This window comes from Cyclobacteriaceae bacterium, assembly GCA_025808415.1.
In the GTDB taxonomy this organism is placed as follows: domain Bacteria; phylum Bacteroidota; class Bacteroidia; order Cytophagales; family Cyclobacteriaceae; genus UBA2336.
The window spans coordinates 515,668-532,384 of record CP075525.1; the positions used below are offsets into that span (position 1 = coordinate 515,668).

The window sequence follows — 16,717 nt, forward strand, 5'->3', positions numbered from 1 at the left end:
AAAAAGTAATTCCCCTGTATTATTTTGCAATTTCAGTAAACTACTTCGCAACTTTTGTAAACTATTCCGCAACTTTAATCCTATCTCTCAGTTTAATTATCAGCCTTAAAATGGCTTACTCTACCGTAACCGATTTTGCTAAGTTCCTCGGCTGATCAACATTGCAGCCACGCATAACAGCAATGTGGTAGGAAAGCAACTGCAACGGAATTACGGAAACAATTGGTATGAGGGCATCTTGTACAGCAGGAACTTCAATTGTAAACTCAGCCATTTGAGGAATGAGGCGATCGCCCTCCGTAACAACAGCAATGACACGCCCCTTGCGGGCTTTCACCTCCTGTATGTTCGAAACAATTTTTTCGTAAGAGCTATCGTGTGTAGCAATAAATACTACCGGCATTTCTTCATCAATCAAGGCAATAGGTCCGTGCTTCATTTCGGCAGCAGGGTAACCTTCGGCATGGATGTAGGAAATTTCTTTAAGTTTCAATGCACCTTCCAGGGCTACTGGGAAATTATAGCCTCGGCCGAGATACAGAAAGTTTGAAACATCTTTAAAAGTATAGGCGATCTCCCGAATCTTGTCGTTAAGCCCCAACACCTTTTCCACTTTTTCAGGAATGGTTTCCAGTTCTACCAACATCTGGTGAAAAGCCTGGTCGGTGATGGTGCCACGCTTTTGCGCAATGATCAGGCAGATCATGCTTAATACGGTAAGCTGCGCGGTAAAGGCTTTCGTGCTGGCTACACCAATCTCGGGCCCTGCGTGTGTATAGGATCCTGCATGCGAGGCGCGTGCAATGGATGAGCCTACTACGTTACAAACACCAATAATAACAGCACCCTTCGATTTGGCCAATTCTATGGCGGCAAGCGTATCGGCCGTTTCACCGGATTGTGAAATTGCAATTACCACATCGCCTTCCCGTACAATAGGATTGCGGTAGCGAAACTCAGAAGCGTACTCAACCTCAACCGGGATTCTGCATAATTCTTCAATCATGTACTCAGCCACCAAGCCGGCATGCCATGATGTTCCGCACGCCACGATAATAATACGCTCGGCATTCATCATTTTATTAACGTACTCGCGAATTCCGCCCAGTACCAATCGGTTGGCTTGTGAATCCAATCGTCCACGCAAACAATCTTTAATTGACTTAGGTTGTTCAAAAATTTCTTTGAGCATGAAGTGATCAAAGCCACCCTTTTCAATGGCCTCAAGTTCCATTTCAAGCTTTTGAATGTAAGGTGTCATGGGCGCATCTTCAATGGTTTTGATGCGCAATTGACCTTCATCTATAACAGCAATCTCCTGGTCATTCAGGTAGACAACATCTTTGGTATATTCAATTATAGGTGTGGCATCAGACGCCATGAAGAACTCGTCTTTCCCGATTCCAATAACCAACGGGCTCCCTTTTCGGGCAGCGATCAGTTGATCGGGATTATCGTTTGACATGATTACAATGGCGTAAGCACCCACAACCTTAGTTAAGGCTAAGCGAACAGCTTCTTCTAAAGAACAATGATTGTTCTCCCAAATATCTTCAATGAAATGAATAAGAACCTCGGTGTCTGTTTCGCTTAGAAATACATGGCCTTTGTTGAGCAGCTCTCTTTTTAAAGAGCTGTAATTTTCAATGATACCATTATGAATAATAGCCAGCTTACGGCTATAGGAGTAATGAGGATGTGCATTTACATCATTAGGTTCACCATGGGTGGCCCATCGTGTATGGCCGATACCAATCGTGCTTTTTAGTGTTCCATCGGTAATATGGTCCTCCAGATCTGAAACTTTGCCTTTCTTTTTGTAGACGTTCAGCCCGTTGTTGAGCAAGGCAATTCCCGCACTGTCATAGCCACGGTACTCCAGGCGTTTTAGTCCTTTTATAATAACCTCCTGGGCATCGCGATGGCCCACGTAAGCAACAATTCCGCACATAGGTTACAAGTTACCTGTTAGTGAAGTAGAGTAGTAAATCCGAAGCTTGATATTATTCTTATGAAAGATGGATCTGTTTACTACTTTTCCGAAGTTAGGGGGATTCAGACCCGTAATGGTGCTTGCAGGATAAATAGCAAGATGTTGCAACCTATTAGCTCTTCCCTTTTCATTCAACAAGTTCTGGAAAAATATGGTAAGCTGCCCTGAGTACGTATTTGAAGTGGAATTGTAAATAAGGCTTGCTGCATCGCGACCAGCATCACCAATAACAACAAAATTGTTTTGCTCAGCAAACAACCTATAAGGTCGAAGCATTTCGGTGTCTGTAGGGTTTGAGTTTTGATAGAAAGTATCATTTTCTTTCATTACTCGAAATTCAAAAGCTGGTAACGGGTCAAATCCGGGAGATTTATTTACACCTTCTATGATTATTTGTGCAAAATTTATTTGAGTATTGGCTTGAGCAGTATCAGCAAACTGTGTATAAAAGTTGTTTAGATCTATACGTGTTAGATAAGGAGTTCCGGCCTGAACCCAACGCATACCGCTTGGGGGATCAATACCTTGATTTATTGTTGTAATTGAGGCCCACTCTCCGGTAAGTGTAGCCTTGATATTGCTAAAACCCCGTAGCGAAAAATTAAATCGTAATTCAAGAAAATCTTTTATCACACCACCTTCGACCGTGTGGTGATAAACGATTATTTTACTATTAGGTGTGTTTGGATTAAAACCTAGTATACCAGAACTCTCAGAAGGCACAAGAGCCAACCCCTTAATAAGTTCTCTGAACTTAAATGAGTTAGTGTACTGTTCGTCTAAATTTTCTTTGGCCAGGGTAAATAACTGAAGGCCGAATGAATCGTCCAATCTGACTTTCGCAACTATTGTGTCACGCAAGCTTTGAGGTTTACTTAGGTTTTTTGCAAGTGAGTCTGCATGAACAAAGAAGGAAGCCTCACCCAATGAAATGGGGTTATATTCTAACTCTGAATCCGAGTAATATCTATTTTGGGAAAAATATGTTAAGGTATCTTCAGTAATTTGATGTATAGTAAATTTTTCGTTTGATCCTCCATTCAATCCGTAAGAATATAGATCAAGATTAAGGTATAAAACAATAGAGTCATAAACTGAGTTTGGAGGAAGCAATTGGGTGTTTCCTGGTAAAAACTCAATAAAGGCCTGGCTCCGGTTGCTGCCAATAACAGGATCCGTATATTGACCTATTAATAATCGTGTAGGATTTACGAGATTATCCGTAGTTACCCCCGAAAGAGCTAACACAGAACCTTCACCGATGCTTAAATCGATGTAAGCAGTAGTGATTTTTTTTTTCGGATTCCTAAATCCTAACAGGCTGTTCTCATCTTCACATGCCATCAAAAACAAGGCAGCTAATAGAAGCTGCCCGGTTCGTTTAACCCACAAGTTCATTATAGAGATTGAAATATGATTCGGTATAGTTTTCGTCTTTGTCGATGGTTTCGACTTTCTTTTCCTTTATTTTTTTGAATAGGTCTTCAAGCTTTTTGTTTTCCCCTGCTACAATTACGGCATCGGAAAATTCAACGCCCATACGGATAAACCCTTCGTAGTCGGCCGTTTTAAGGTTGCCCAACATTTTGTCTTCAATGTCCATCATCTTCACCTTATCCATAATATCAGCTTTAAACTTATGGGTAAAGCTGTTATTGTAAATCGTGAAAACAGTTTTCGCATTTTTAAACAAAGGGTCGTTCTTATAGGTGGTTTTCAGGTACAACGGTATAAAGCTGGTAATCCAGTCGTTGCAGTGAACCACATCGGGCGCCCATCCCAGTTTACGAACGGTTTCAATAGCACCCTTACAGAAGAAGATAGCACGCTCATCGTTATCAGCATAGAAACGATTTTCTTTATCGTGAAAGACTGACTTACGGTGGAAGTAATCTTCATTGTCGATAAAATAAACCTGAAGCTTGGCATTAGGGATAGAAGCTACCTTGATGGTAAGCGGCTTTTCCTCATCGCCAACAGCGATGTTTATACCTGATAACCTGACAACTTCATGTAACCGGTTCTTCCGCTCATTAATAATCCCAAAGCGCGGCACCAATATGCGAATCTCCATACCTCTTTCCTGCATTGCCTGAGGAAGTTTACGAACAAAGTCGGCTACTTCTGAGGTTTGCAAGAAAGGGTTGATTTCGCTGGCTACATAAAGAATACGGAGTTTTGACATAATAATGGTGATTAGTTGACTAACGCAAAACGAGGGACAAAAGTACGAAAATCGCCCCCCTTATTCAACTGTATTTATGTTTTACCGTTATCTTTGGCGCCTTTTGCGGGGTTATTAACATGCAGATTTTCAAGGAAATTGAGCCGTTAAGGGCATTTTTGGTTGAAAAAAGGAGGGCAGGACTTTCCATTGGATTTGTTCCAACCATGGGGGCCCTCCATGCCGGCCACCTTTCCCTTATCGTTGCCTCCCGGGCTCAAAATCAAATAACAGTATGTTCAATTTTCATTAACCCTATACAGTTTAATAACCCTAACGATCTGGTTTCTTATCCTAGAACCCTGGATAAGGACTTAACCCTTCTCAATTCGACAGGATGTGATGTGCTTTTTTGCCCCGATGAAGCGCAAATGGAAATGAGCGTACATTCTCTGCTAAATTTTTCTTTTGGAACCCTGGAAACCGTTATGGAGGGCAAATTCAGACCGGGTCATTTTAACGGGGTAGCTAAGGTAGTGGCTAAGCTTTTACACATTGTAGAACCGGACACTGCCTATTTTGGCCAAAAGGACTGGCAGCAGTTTGTGATAATTCGGGCTTTGGTTGAAGGGTTAAGATTTAATGTAAAGCTTCAATCTGTAGAAACAGTGCGAGAACAGGATGGTCTGGCCATGTCATCCCGAAACTTGCGGTTATCGGAAGGCCAGCGAAAGCAGGCAACCTTACTGTACAGCTCCTTATGCCAGGCAAGGCAAAAATTAAAGGCGGGCGACTCCATTTTAAGTGTCAAAGAATTTGTAAATGAAACCTTCAGATCGAAAGCTGATTTTTCGTTGGAATATTTTGAGGTTGTTGACAGTGAGAACCTAATGCCGTTGAATAACGTTCATGAAGCCGAAAGGCCCATGGCATGCATAGCTGCATTTGCAGGTAATGTGCGACTGATTGATAATATGTTTTTGCTATGATGATTGAGGTTTTAAAATCAAAGATACACCGCGCTAAAATTACCCAAGCCGAATTGCACTATGTGGGCAGTATAACCATTGATGAGACCCTCATGAAAGCCGCCAATTTTATTGAAGGTGAAAAGGTTACCGTAGTGAATGTAAACAATGGCGAGCGCCTGGAAACGTATGTTATTAAAGGCGAACCCGGTTCAGGCATGATTTGCCTCAACGGGCCTGCCGCGCGGAAAGTTCAGGTTGGTGATATCGTGATAATTTTCTCTTATGCGTCTATGGAATTCGAGGAAGCAAAAAACTTTAAACCATCGATTGTTTTTCCCTCACCCGATAACCGGCTAACTTAACGCGTTTAATTTCCCCAGGGTGAAATCACGTATTCGGGTTTTTGTTCAATATATTATTCTTCTTGCCATTACTGTCTTCCTGGTTTGGTTTTCGTTGCGGGCCATACCGGTGGAAGGAGATGAGAATAAATGGGATTACATTCTGAATACCCTCTACTCAGCGAATAAACTTTGGCTTTTTCTAATGCTGGTTTTTGTCATGATCAGTCATGCGCTTCGTGCCGAGCGTTGGCGTATGTTACTCCACTCAACAGGCCATTCAACTTCATTTTACAACGGATTCTTATCGCTTATGGTTGGTTACCTGGTAAACCTGGTCATTCCGCGTGGTGGTGAAGTTTCGCGTTGTTACAACCTGTACAGGTTAAATAAAATTCCGGTCGAGGTTTCTTTCGGTACCGTGGTGTTGGAGCGCATTGTTGATTTGATTTTATTGGTTGTGGTGTTGGTGTTTGCGTTTGTTGCCGAATACGATAAGCTGATTGGTTTTTTGGAAACCCTGCCATGGCAGCCGGTAGTGGGTAAGGGCAGGGTTGGGATAATCGTTTTGGTTATGGTAATCCTTTTGGTAATGGCAGCCATGGTCTATTGGCTTATAAAGCGAAATAATAAGTTAAGAAATCGCCTTCAAAAAGTATGGAAAGGATTTAAAGCCGGTTTAACATCAGTGGCTAAACTTGAGAATAAAACCTTGTTCGTTGGGTACTCGGTTATTATTTGGCTGCTTTACTTCGCCATGAGCTATGCCGTTATAAAGGCATTCAATGAAACATCGCATCTGGGGCTAAGTGCTGTTCTTTCCCTGTTCGCCATCGGCACGATTGCTATGGCAGCACCATTGCCGGGTGGTGCCGGTTCTTATCACGTTCTTTTACCGGCCGGGCTGGTGTTCCTTTACCAGGTACCTCAGGCCAATGCAGTGGCCTTTACGTTTGTGTTTCACGGCTGGCAAACATTGATTTTAATTGTCGCGGGGGTTATCTCACTAATCTTAACATCTTTTCGTCTTAGGAGTAAAGCAAAGAATGGGCTGGAACAAGCCAATGGATGATTTTGTTAGAATGTGAAATGACTAAATGTCAGGAAAAAATCAGTGGCCTGGAAGTTGATGTTTGAAGAATCTAAAATTTGAAATACTATGGGATTATTAATAATTGGTGTTGTGTTTATGTTGATTGGCTCACTGGTAAGTGGCCGGTTAAGGAGTAAATTCCGTGAGTATTCGCAAACACGCTTAACACAAAATCTTACCGGTGCCGAGATTGCCCGCCTAATGTTGGCCGACAATGGTATTTATGACGTAAAGGTTACCAGTGTTGAAGGTCAATTAACCGACCATTACAATCCGGCCAACAAAACAGTAAATTTAAGTGAAGAGGTTTATAATGGCCGCAATGCAGCTGCAGCCGCTGTGGCAGCCCACGAATGCGGCCACGCTGTTCAGCATGCAACCGCTTATTCGATGCTGGAACTTCGGTCGGCCATGGTTCCGATACAAAATGTGACCTCCAAGGTTATGAATTTCATTTTCATCGCCATGATGTTCGGTGCGTTTGCGGCAAAGGGATTGTTCTCGTTTGATACGGCCTTGATCGTAATTATTGGTTCATACACGGTTTTTGCTTTGTTTGCCTTAATCACCTTGCCCGTAGAATTTGATGCCAGCCGCAGGGCTTTAGCGTGGATCGAAAACCGGGGAATCGTTAACCGCCAGGAACATGATATGGCCAAGGATGCCTTGAAATGGGCCGCCATGACCTACGTGGTTGCGGCTTTGGCAGCGCTAGCATCACTTATGTATTGGGTTATGATCTTTTTGGGTAGGCGTGATTAATATTGCCTGAACAGTTTTTAGGAAATTCTTGATAAGAAGTATTTTTGCGGCCTGAGGGATAACCTCAGGCCGTTGTTTTTGTTAACCTGAAAAACCGTTTATGAATTTTCAACTCACCGAAGAGCACCTGAGCGTTCAGCAAGCTGCACGTGATTTTGCCCAAAATGATTTACTCCCTGGTGTAATCGATCGTGACACAGAGCAAAAATTCCCTGCCGAGCAGGTAAAGAAAATGGGTGAACTTGGTTTTTTGGGCATGATGACCAATCCGAAATATAACGGAGGAGGCATGGATACCATTTCGTACGTATTAGCGATGGAAGAAATCTCAAAGATTGATGCCTCGGCTTCGGTGTGCATGTCGGTGAATAATTCATTGGTATGTTGGGGGTTGGAAAAATTTGGATCGGAAGAACAAAAAGAAAAATACCTGAAGCCATTAGCGGCCGGTAAGATTATTGGTGCGTTTTGTCTTTCTGAACCCGAAGCCGGGTCAGATGCCACCAGCCAGCGAACTACTGCCGAAGACAAAGGCGATTACTATCTGTTGAACGGAACTAAAAACTGGATTACCAACGGCAACAGCGCCACTGTGTATATAGTTATAGCGCAGACGGATGCAGCTAAACGCCACAAGGGAATTAATGCATTGATTGTTGAAAAAGGAATGCCTGGCTTTGTGGTTGGTAAAAAGGAAGACAAGATGGGCATTCGTGGATCAGACACGCACTCCCTTATGTTTACTGATGTTAAAGTACCAAAAGCCAATCGTATTGGTGAGGATGGTTTTGGTTTCACCTTCGCCATGACAACGCTTAATGGAGGCCGGATTGGTATTGCTGCACAAGCACTAGGTATTGCATCCGGTGCCTATGAGTTTGCACTAAAATATTCCAAGGAGCGTAAAGCTTTCGGAAAACATTTGTCCGAGCACCAGGCTATACAATTTAAGTTGGCTGAAATGGCCACCAAAATTGATGCGGCCCGATTACTGGTATGGCAGGCGGCATACCTGAAAGATCAGGGAAAGGATTTTGTAAAGGCGGCAGCACAGGCTAAACTCTTCGCTTCACAAATTGCGCAAGAGGTAACCACCGAAGCAGTTCAGATTCATGGTGGCTATGGATACGTAAAAGAATTTCATGTTGAGCGCCTGATGCGCGATGCAAAAATCACACAGATATACGAGGGCACAACGGAAATTCAGAAGTTGGTTATATCAAGAGAGTTGTTACGAGGGTGATTGCTATGAATTTTACCTTCTATAATTCTACTTAAATCACATCATCCTTTGTTTTCACGCTTAGCCTTATCAAATTTATATAATCGTATCTCTGTTGTGATCAGGCACACAGCCATTAGTCCAACTGTAATGTAAATTATATACTTACTGTTTAGATTGAAATACCATCCAATAACACCACTTAATATTGATAAAACTCCGACAATAATTGAATAATTTGCCATAAGACCGTTAGCGAATTCCCAATTCATTTTATTTTTCATTGACCGAGGTGTACGGTAACCAAAAAAATAGTTTTTTTCAATTCTACCAAATTTAAGAGACAGGCCAATAACTACCAATACTATTCCTAAGAGAATGTAGATGAACATAAATTTTGGTTTTTAGATTTACAAATGTCTTTAAAAATTCTAAACCTTTAAAAATTGGTCCTAGGTATAATAATAAACAAGCGCACATAGTAAAGAAAAATGAAGAAAGCCCGTGAATAATAAAAATGCTGAAATGAAAGACAATAGCTAAGATTAAAAAAAATCTTTTAAACTGATTGCCCATAAAAATGTAAGCTCCCCATTTTTAGGACAACTCTAAATTAGGAAATTTATTCATTGTTATTGTTGTAACCGGTTGTGGGTTTGTGGGAAACTCGTTTCGAGTTTCCCATAAATCCACGGCCAGCATGTCCGCAGGACTGCGCCCTTCGAGCGCATCATGTGGACGGTCATAGTTGTAATCATTCATCCACTCATCAGCTAGGATTCTTACCTGGATAAGGGATTCAAATAAGTACGCATCGAGAACATCTCTTCGGAAGCTTCCATTGAAACGCTCGATGTATGCATTCTGTGAAGGCTTGCCCGGTTGAATAAACTGAAGCTGGATGTTGCGTTCTTCGCACCATAGGCCGAGTTTGCTTGAGATGAATTCGGGGCCATTATCAACCCTGATTCGCTGTGGTTTTCCTCTCCATTGAATGACTTGTTCAAGTACCCGTATCACTCGCTCAGCCCGTAGCGAAGTATCAACTTCAATAGCAAGGGCCTCACGGTTAAAGTCGTCCAGCAAGTTGAGTACTCTGAACTTGCGACCCGATAGAAGGGAATCACTCATAAAGTCCATCGACCAGCTTGCATTGATGTGGCTAACAGCCTCCAGGGGCTGAAGAACGCGTGCTGGTAATCTCCTTTTTCCTTTTCGTTTCATATTCAACTTCAATAATTTATACACCCGATGGATGCGTTTGTGGTTCCACAACAATCCTTCTTTCCTTATCCTGAAATACATTTTCCAAAATCCTTCGGTAGGCCGTTTCTCAGCTAAGTTCTGGAGTTTATCAATCACCGCATGATCGTCCGTCTTACTTCGATAGTAGTAAACCGAACGTGAGAGATCCATCACTTCACAGGCCCGACCGAGGCTGACTTGAAAAGTCGTTCTCAGATAATCTACACGGGTTCGCTTCTCAGCGGGCCTTAGAACTTTTTTCCCAAAACGTCTTTGAGCATCTTGTTGTCCAGCGCCAGGTCACCATACATCTGCTTGAGCTTCCGATTTTCTTCCTCAAGCTCCTTAACGCGCTTAAGTTCGTTCATCTCCATACCTCCGTACTTAGCCTTCCAATTATAAATAGTGGCTTTGGACACTCCGTGCGAACGGGCAATGTCCTGGATGTTTTTGCCAGCATCAAACTCCTTGAGAATAGTGAAAATCTGGGCTTCGGTAAATCGTGTTCTTTTCATTTTTAACAGTTTAAAGTTAGACCTTTTGTCTAATTCAAAACTGTCCTATTTTCGGGGGAGCTTACAAAAAGACCAGAGAAGAGGATAAACTCAAATATTATTGTGCCCCAACTAATAATGAAAAGTATTGTTCCATTCAGAATCAATGGTTCGAGTATGGCATCTAACCAATTAGGATATCCGAAGACGGGATGTTTAAACCAATAGTAAATTGCTGTTCCGTCAGTCCATTCTCTAACACTAAGTTTAGCTGCTGCCGAGTTAAGATAAATTATTGAAACCTGTATTTTTATGACAAGCACCGAAGATAGTCCAATCAATGATTTAACTCCAAACCATGTATTTGTAGGTTTTAATTTTGGTTTATTCCAATGCCATTTTCGGTTGTCTGTCAAAGTAATAGGAACTAAAAGTAAAGTGATAATAGAGGCAATGTGATCTCCGCCATCTAGAACAACTGCCGAATTAGTAAAACTATACATAACCCACCAATGCAAAATACCTGTAATTACAGGCCGCCAACCAGATATAATTAGAATGAGAAAAGCAATTGAAATAAGTTTTCCTACTAGCAAATTGTCGAATATGCAGTACAGACTTAGTCCAAGAGGGTCACAAAACGAAATACTTTCATAAGTTGTTTTGAATAGAACATCAGTACTATTTAAAATTAGCGTAGAAAAAGTCCCTAATCCTAATAAGGATCTTGCCAACCCATATGTATTTGTCCATATGACATTTCTTTCTAACCAGGACGTTATTTTGATAAACACTATTAATTACACTTTATCGATATACTGATCATTTTACAAGGCATTGATCTGTTACTGCTTTTGAAAGATTTCGCCCATGCCCATGGGATAGGTTCAGTTATTTTTAAATAATACTCCCCACAAATAAATGGTGAAGGTGTTGAGTTTTGAATTGAATAGTGCGGAAGTATTTCATCGTTAAAACAATTTTGGGTACAGGTGTAGCAATCATACCATTTCTGATTGCGCACCGTTTCCCAAATAGAACTTAACTCGATGCTGAGTGCTCTGCCATATCTGCTAAAGCCGAAGTAATAATTTATGGAATTACTCCTTTCTATAACCTCGGTGATTGCATTCTTTGTGTAAAGAATCACTTGAGGTTCTCTAGGGTCACGAGTAAAAAACGAAAAACCTTCGGGAAATATTCTCCTGACAAATAAATGATCTTTATTATAAAACTGCGACCTCAAACTGTTGTATGGCATTGAACTTACTATAACTGTATACAATAGAAGAATCCATAGAATTATGACGAATAACAACGTAAAAAAATAATACGTGGATTCATCAGGTTGTTTTTTAGTCTATGAAATTGATAGCAATTGAATTAACTATCTGTTCCATTAAGAGTTCCGAATTGCCTGACCCTCGTTTAATTGGATGCCAGTCTACATCACTATAGTGGTATAATTGCACTGCATTTAAAACCCATACAACGTAAATTACTGCAACAGCTATAGCAGCAAAAGCAAGAACTGCCGCGGCAAATATAATCAGTCCAAGTTGCTCTTCTGCTCGGCCAGACTTCCCATCAATTTTACTTTCGAGGTTACTAAAGTACTCTTTTATATTGTTTTTAAACTCATCGGATTGCAAGACTACTTTTATTTCTGAAGGTGATAAATCTGATATTCCAGCTTGCGGGAAATGTGCATTTATTAAAGAAGCTAAGGGCTTTTGACCGTTTGCAATTAATTTAGCTAAAAGTTGATCTTCCTTATTAACGTTTTTAGCAGTTTCATGAATTAAAGTTGCATTTCGTGCTAAGGATTGCTTTATAACTAGATGATCACCACTGCACATGTCAGCCTTGAATGATTCGAATATACCCGGATTTTTATTTTCGATTTGCTCAAGAAAAAGATCAATATGACTTCTGATGTATGTGACTTCTTCAGTACTAAATAAGTTCTCCAACTTAAGTTCCTGTAAAGGCTCAATGAAATCTGTTCCTGTGCCATCAAGGAAGTAAATGGAGCGCATAAGATCCCTTCCAGATAATTCTTTTGCTTTGATTAGCAGCGAATCTTTACTACAACTAAAGAGAAGTATACTTGATGCAACAAAAAGAAGTACAGCGGGGTTTAGTGATATTACTCTTAATCTTTTCATATGAATATAAGTTTAACTTTTATAGCTCTGATAAAACCTTAATAACACCCTGATAATGAATTCAGTGAATAGCTAAGATTTTTTTTAACCGGCCCAACTCAAAACTAGAACCTTGAACCGAACATACTAAAGGGGTTATGATATTTCAAAATACAACTTATAAGCTGTACACTTATATGCTGTAATATTTAAAGATAAATTGCAGGAATTTGGAAGCCGTGAAAAACGAGGCGGACTTCCAAAAACAACTCGAGCGCATTGGCCGGCAGCTTGCCGAACTGCGCAAGGAAAAAGGCTATACCAGCCATGAAACCTTTGCCTACGACCACGATTTATCTCGTGTGCAGTACTGGCGCATTGAAAAAGGAAGAACAAACCTAACATTGAAAGGCCTTATGCGTCTGTTGAGAATTCACGGTTTAACCCTGAAAGAGTTTTTCACAAATCTACCGTAACCGTGGCAGCATCATGTAAGATTTTCTATCAAATCGTATTTTTTGGAGAGGTCAAACCATCAAAATACCACCAAAAAAGTGAGTACCTCCCCGCCCCGTTTTACTTTCACCGGTATTGTCTGTCCCTTATCAAACTTGCCCAATGCACCCATATAATCTTGAATGTCTTTAATAGTAAGGTCGCCCATCTGAATAATAATATCACCGGTTAGTATGCCGGCTTTTTGTCCGGGGCGCCCTTCGGTAACACCGTCAACTTTTACGCCATCACCATCACTTGTATAACTGGGCATTACGCCAAGTGTAACCTTAAATGCTGAACGGCTCGCCATAGGCTTGGCCTTGGTGGTGAGGAAAGTGAGTTTAGGTTCCTTGTCTAAACTATTAATCACTTCCGCAATCAGGTTAAGTACACTCACCTGGCCCGCGTAGTTTATTTTATCCCAGTCGTCTGTGGGCTTGTGGTAATCACCATGGGCACCAGTAAAGAAATGAAGTACGGGAATATTCTTTAAATAAAATGAAGTGTGATCGGAGGGACCAATACCTGATGAGTCGGTTTTTATTTTCAGGGTTTCTGTTTCCAGTTTCTTCAACAAAGGTTCCCACACCGGACTGGTTCCTGTACCGTTTACAACCACCGTTTTGGTTTGCGGATCTAACCGGCCAATCATATCCATGTTAATCATGTAATTGACCTGCGCCAGGTTAATGGTGGGGTTTTCTGTGAAATACTTTGATCCGTAAAGTCCAAGCTCTTCACCTGAAAAGCACAGAAACAGGAAATTATTTTTTTCCTTCACCTTATTGGTGCTGAAGTATCGGGCTAGTTCCAAAACGCCAGCAACACCGGAAGCATTGTCATCTGCGCCATTGTGAATTTTCCCAGCCGGATTAGCTTCCAAAGAATTACCGAATTCGCCAATACCCAGGTGATCGTAGTGGGCACCAATAATAATAGTGTTGGCAGCTTTGTTATTGAGATAGGCTACAATGTTGTGCGCGGTGCCCGGTGCGCCTTCACCGTGTGCTCCGCTTTTAAATTCAAAAGTCTGCAAATAGTTTTTGGATTTACCTGTTGGCTTTAGTTTCAATTTTTTGAATTCACTCTCAATGTAGGCTGCAGCCATGCGCTCACCTTCGGTGCCCGTTCCTCTGCCTTGCAACGAATCGCTGGCGAGTATCTTAATATGCTTACGAATGGTTGACTCATTAAACTGTTGTGCCTTAAGCGTAAAAGTCAGCAAGCAAAGTGTAAATAATGTTGAAAAATTTTTCATGATGGATAAGAATATGCCGCAAGATACAGCAGGGCAACCCTAAATTTATACGCGTACAGGTTTAAAAAGTGATAAATTCGGGCATGGCTTACCGGGTTGATTTATTTGCCGTGTTTATTTTTCTGGGTTTGGTACAAGCGGTTTTCCTCGCCTTGTTTTTCTTCTCAAAAGAGAACAGAGCCCGGCAGTTCAACGTCATGTATGGTTTGCTGTTAATCGCCATTGTCGCTTGTTTATTGGAGATTTTTTTAATGTACACGGGGTACATCATTCATGTACTGCACCTGGTAGATTTCTCTGAACCTTTTGCGCTGGCAATCGGGCCACTTCTTTTTTTGTTTGTGGTTGCCCTGGCAAAAGGGCAGGTAAGCAAGCAATCCATGGTACTGAATCTCATCTTTCCGGTTGTCTACGCCCTGTTCATGATACCGTTTCTTCTTTCATCGGTTGATGTAAAGTATAATGCTTGGGTGGCTTCCTACCATCCCGGCTTACCGTTTCGTGAAGTCGCCCAACAGTTTGATCCCTGGATGTTCATCCTCACCCAATGGCATACTGAGCTGGTATTGATTAGCTTGTTTTTTTACCTGGCATTATGCGGAGGTATAATTTCGAGATCATTCCGTGAGAAAAAAGAATCCTTCTTTAGGCCTGAATCGGCTACATTAAAAACACTTCGGAATGGCGTGCTGCAAATGACAGCTTTTGCCATACTTATAGTAGTTGTGAAGTTGCTCAATGTAGATGATACTGGCGATCACTTATTTGCTGCCTTTGGCTCGCTCATTATTTACTCCACAAGCTTTTCGGTAATGAAAGGATCAGGGTTTTTTAAGCAGCCCGCGCTGAATGAACAACTGAGGTACAAGAGTTCCTCACTTACAGCAGACCAGCAGGAAGTGTTATTGACAAGGCTTAAAAAAATTATGACGGATGAGAAGCCCTTTTTGAAATCGGATTTTTCACAACCCGACCTCGCCAAGGCCTGTGGAATATCGGTGCACCAGGTATCACAGGTTATTAATGAAGGGTTAGGAAAAAACTTTTTTGAATGGGTGGCTGGGTACAGGGTAGAAGAGGCTAAAAAATTGTTAATCGATAAGCCCAACATAAAGGTTGAAGAAATTGCCGAACAGGTTGGCTACAACTCGAAGTCTTCTTTTAATACGGTGTTTAAGAAGATTACGGGTAATACACCATCGGAATACCGGGCCATGAATACAAAATGAATTTTTAAACTTGATTTTTAAAATACTATCTGAATGTCCGTTTGATGTCCTAATTAAAACCTCACCCCGTTCTCGTACCTCGAACACCCCTCTCCTGCGGGAGAGGGGAAGGGGTGAGGTGTTAATGTGGTGATGCTCTATTAATTTTAGGACGTTAAACGGATACTCACAAAATACTATGATAGCGACAAATGCTTATGCAGCCTTTAATTCAAAGAGTCCTCTTGCCCCATATTCCTTCGAGCGAAGAGAACCTCGCCCAGGTGATGTACATGTAGAAATTCTCTTCTGTGGTGTTTGTCACAGCGACCTGCACCAGGTGCGCGATGAGTGGGGAGGATCGATGTATCCTATGGTGCCCGGTCATGAAATTGTTGGTCGCGTGGTGAGTGTAGGTTCAGCGGTTACGCGTTTCAAGGCAGGCGACCTTGCTGCCGTTGGTGTAATTGTGGATTCATGCAGAAGTTGTAATAATTGCAAAAATCATCTTGAACAGTATTGCGAAGAAGGCCCTACGGGAACATACAACGCCTACGAACGTGACGGCAAAACGCTGGCTCAGGGAGGATATTCCACGCACATTGTAACGGATGAACGTTTTGTCTACCGCATTTCGGATAAACTTAGTCTGGCCGGTGTGGCTCCGCTGTTGTGTGCAGGTATTACCACATACTCACCGCTCCGGTTTGCCGGTGTTACATCAGGTATGCGTGTTGCTGTTATCGGGTTAGGTGGGCTTGGGCACATGGGACTGAAGTTTGCCCATGCTTTTGGTGCGGAAGTGACTTTGGTAAGCTCATCGCCAGGGAAAGAGGCTGATGCCAGGCGATTAGGTGCGCACAATTTTATCCTGTCGACCGACAAAGATCAAATGAAGAAGTTTAGTAGTTACTTTGACGTGGTATTGAATACCGTGTCCGCTAACCATGATTATGCCCCTTACCTGAAGTTGTTGGGCATGAATGGCCGCATGATGGTGGTGGGGCTTCCGGCTGAAGAGCCACGCGTAGATCCATTTGATCTGTTAAAAAACAGAAGAAGCGTTACCGGCTCAATGATTGGCGGAACAACTGAAACTCAAGAGATGCTGGATTTTTGTGCTGAAAAAAATATTGTAGCCGATGTTGAGGTGATTCCAATTCAACAAATCAATGAGGCATTTGATCGGATGTTAAAAAGTGATGTGCGCTACCGGTTTGTAATTGATATGTCATCTCTAAAAAATTAAACCGGATTATGCATTAAAATTCCGGTTAAATATATGAGTATCCCCTTTAAGTCCTAAACTTTTGTTCCCGCT

Annotated in this window: 16 protein-coding genes and 1 pseudogene; 8 read left to right on the forward strand and 9 right to left on the reverse strand. The window is 41.7% G+C overall.

Translation table 11 applies throughout. The features are described from left to right. Window positions 1-115: 115 nt before the first annotated feature. Genes glmS through KIT51_02370 form a run of 3 tightly spaced genes read right to left on the reverse strand, consistent with a single transcriptional unit; the run spans window position 116 to window position 4,178 of the window. Complete coding sequence (glmS, locus tag KIT51_02360) at window positions 116-1,951, reverse strand: glutamine--fructose-6-phosphate transaminase (isomerizing) (GenBank protein ID UYN87141.1); 1,836 nt, start codon at window positions 1,949-1,951, stop codon at window positions 116-118. 3 nt (window positions 1,952-1,954) lie between these two features. Then, window positions 1,955-3,391, reverse strand: coding sequence for a hypothetical protein (locus KIT51_02365; protein UYN87142.1), 1,437 nt, complete (start codon window positions 3,389-3,391; stop codon window positions 1,955-1,957). After that, a complete protein-coding gene (locus KIT51_02370; protein UYN87143.1) occupies window positions 3,375-4,178 on the reverse strand; it encodes a glycogen/starch synthase in 804 nt (267 codons plus the stop codon). Before KIT51_02370 ends, KIT51_02365 begins: the two co-directional genes overlap by 17 nt. Before the next feature lie 119 nt (window positions 4,179-4,297). Here KIT51_02370 and panC point away from each other — a divergent pair, with 119 nt between their 5' ends. The 5 genes from panC to KIT51_02395 all read left to right on the forward strand — a co-directional run bounded on the left by panC (window position 4,298) and on the right by KIT51_02395 (window position 8,567). Further along, window positions 4,298-5,146 (forward strand): pantoate--beta-alanine ligase, encoded by an 849-nt coding sequence (gene panC / locus KIT51_02375; GenBank protein ID UYN87144.1) that lies wholly within the window; start codon window positions 4,298-4,300, stop codon window positions 5,144-5,146. Continuing rightward, a complete protein-coding gene (locus tag KIT51_02380) occupies window positions 5,143-5,490 on the forward strand; it encodes an aspartate 1-decarboxylase (GenBank protein UYN87145.1) in 348 nt (115 codons plus the stop codon). The genes panC and KIT51_02380 overlap by 4 nt, the downstream gene beginning before the upstream one ends. A gap of 19 nt (window positions 5,491-5,509) precedes the next feature. Continuing rightward, a complete protein-coding gene (locus tag KIT51_02385; protein UYN87146.1) occupies window positions 5,510-6,541 on the forward strand; it encodes a flippase-like domain-containing protein in 1,032 nt (343 codons plus the stop codon). A gap of 87 nt (window positions 6,542-6,628) precedes the next feature. Then, window positions 6,629-7,324, forward strand: a complete 696-nt coding sequence (locus KIT51_02390) for a zinc metallopeptidase (GenBank protein ID UYN87147.1) — start codon at window positions 6,629-6,631, stop codon at window positions 7,322-7,324. 100 nt (window positions 7,325-7,424) lie between these two features. After that, window positions 7,425-8,567: an acyl-CoA dehydrogenase gene (locus KIT51_02395; GenBank protein UYN87148.1), complete on the forward strand. Its 1,143-nt coding sequence runs from the start codon at window positions 7,425-7,427 to the stop codon at window positions 8,565-8,567. A gap of 41 nt (window positions 8,568-8,608) precedes the next feature. Here KIT51_02395 and KIT51_02400 read toward each other — a convergent pair whose 3' ends face one another. The 5 genes and pseudogenes from KIT51_02400 to KIT51_02420 all read right to left on the reverse strand — a co-directional run bounded on the left by KIT51_02400 (window position 8,609) and on the right by KIT51_02420 (window position 12,453). After that, on the reverse strand, window positions 8,609-8,938 hold the full coding sequence (locus tag KIT51_02400; GenBank protein ID UYN87149.1) for an SdpI family protein: 330 nt from the start codon (window positions 8,936-8,938) through the stop codon (window positions 8,609-8,611). Window positions 8,939-9,242: 304 nt separating this feature from the next. Next, window positions 9,243-10,306, reverse strand: a pseudogene (locus KIT51_02405) (IS3 family transposase). 29 nt (window positions 10,307-10,335) lie between these two features. Beyond that, window positions 10,336-11,019: a hypothetical protein gene (locus KIT51_02410; GenBank protein ID UYN87150.1), complete on the reverse strand. Its 684-nt coding sequence runs from the start codon at window positions 11,017-11,019 to the stop codon at window positions 10,336-10,338. Window positions 11,020-11,081: 62 nt separating this feature from the next. After that, window positions 11,082-11,546, reverse strand: coding sequence for an SdpA family antimicrobial peptide system protein (locus tag KIT51_02415; protein UYN87151.1), 465 nt, complete (start codon window positions 11,544-11,546; stop codon window positions 11,082-11,084). 94 nt (window positions 11,547-11,640) lie between these two features. Continuing rightward, window positions 11,641-12,453: a hypothetical protein gene (locus KIT51_02420; GenBank protein ID UYN87152.1), complete on the reverse strand. Its 813-nt coding sequence runs from the start codon at window positions 12,451-12,453 to the stop codon at window positions 11,641-11,643. Between the two features lie 218 nt (window positions 12,454-12,671). On the opposite strand from KIT51_02420, the gene KIT51_02425 reads away from it, so the two are divergent. Then, window positions 12,672-12,908, forward strand: a complete 237-nt coding sequence (locus KIT51_02425; GenBank protein UYN88475.1) for a helix-turn-helix transcriptional regulator — start codon at window positions 12,672-12,674, stop codon at window positions 12,906-12,908. 59 nt (window positions 12,909-12,967) lie between these two features. On the opposite strand, the gene KIT51_02430 is transcribed toward KIT51_02425, so the two are convergent. Further along, the gene (locus KIT51_02430) at window positions 12,968-14,188 is read right to left on the reverse strand and encodes a M20/M25/M40 family metallo-hydrolase (protein ID UYN87153.1); all 1,221 of its coding nucleotides are present in this window, start codon (window positions 14,186-14,188) and stop codon (window positions 12,968-12,970) included. An 83-nt stretch (window positions 14,189-14,271) separates the two neighbouring features. Here KIT51_02430 and KIT51_02435 point away from each other — a divergent pair, with 83 nt between their 5' ends. Both KIT51_02435 and KIT51_02440 read left to right on the forward strand, forming a co-directional pair. Further along, entirely contained in the window at window positions 14,272-15,417 is a 1,146-nt protein-coding gene (locus tag KIT51_02435; protein ID UYN87154.1) for an AraC family transcriptional regulator, read from the forward strand. 178 nt (window positions 15,418-15,595) lie between these two features. Beyond that, entirely contained in the window at window positions 15,596-16,645 is a 1,050-nt protein-coding gene (locus KIT51_02440) for an NAD(P)-dependent alcohol dehydrogenase (GenBank protein UYN87155.1), read from the forward strand. Window positions 16,646-16,717 lie beyond the last annotated feature (72 nt).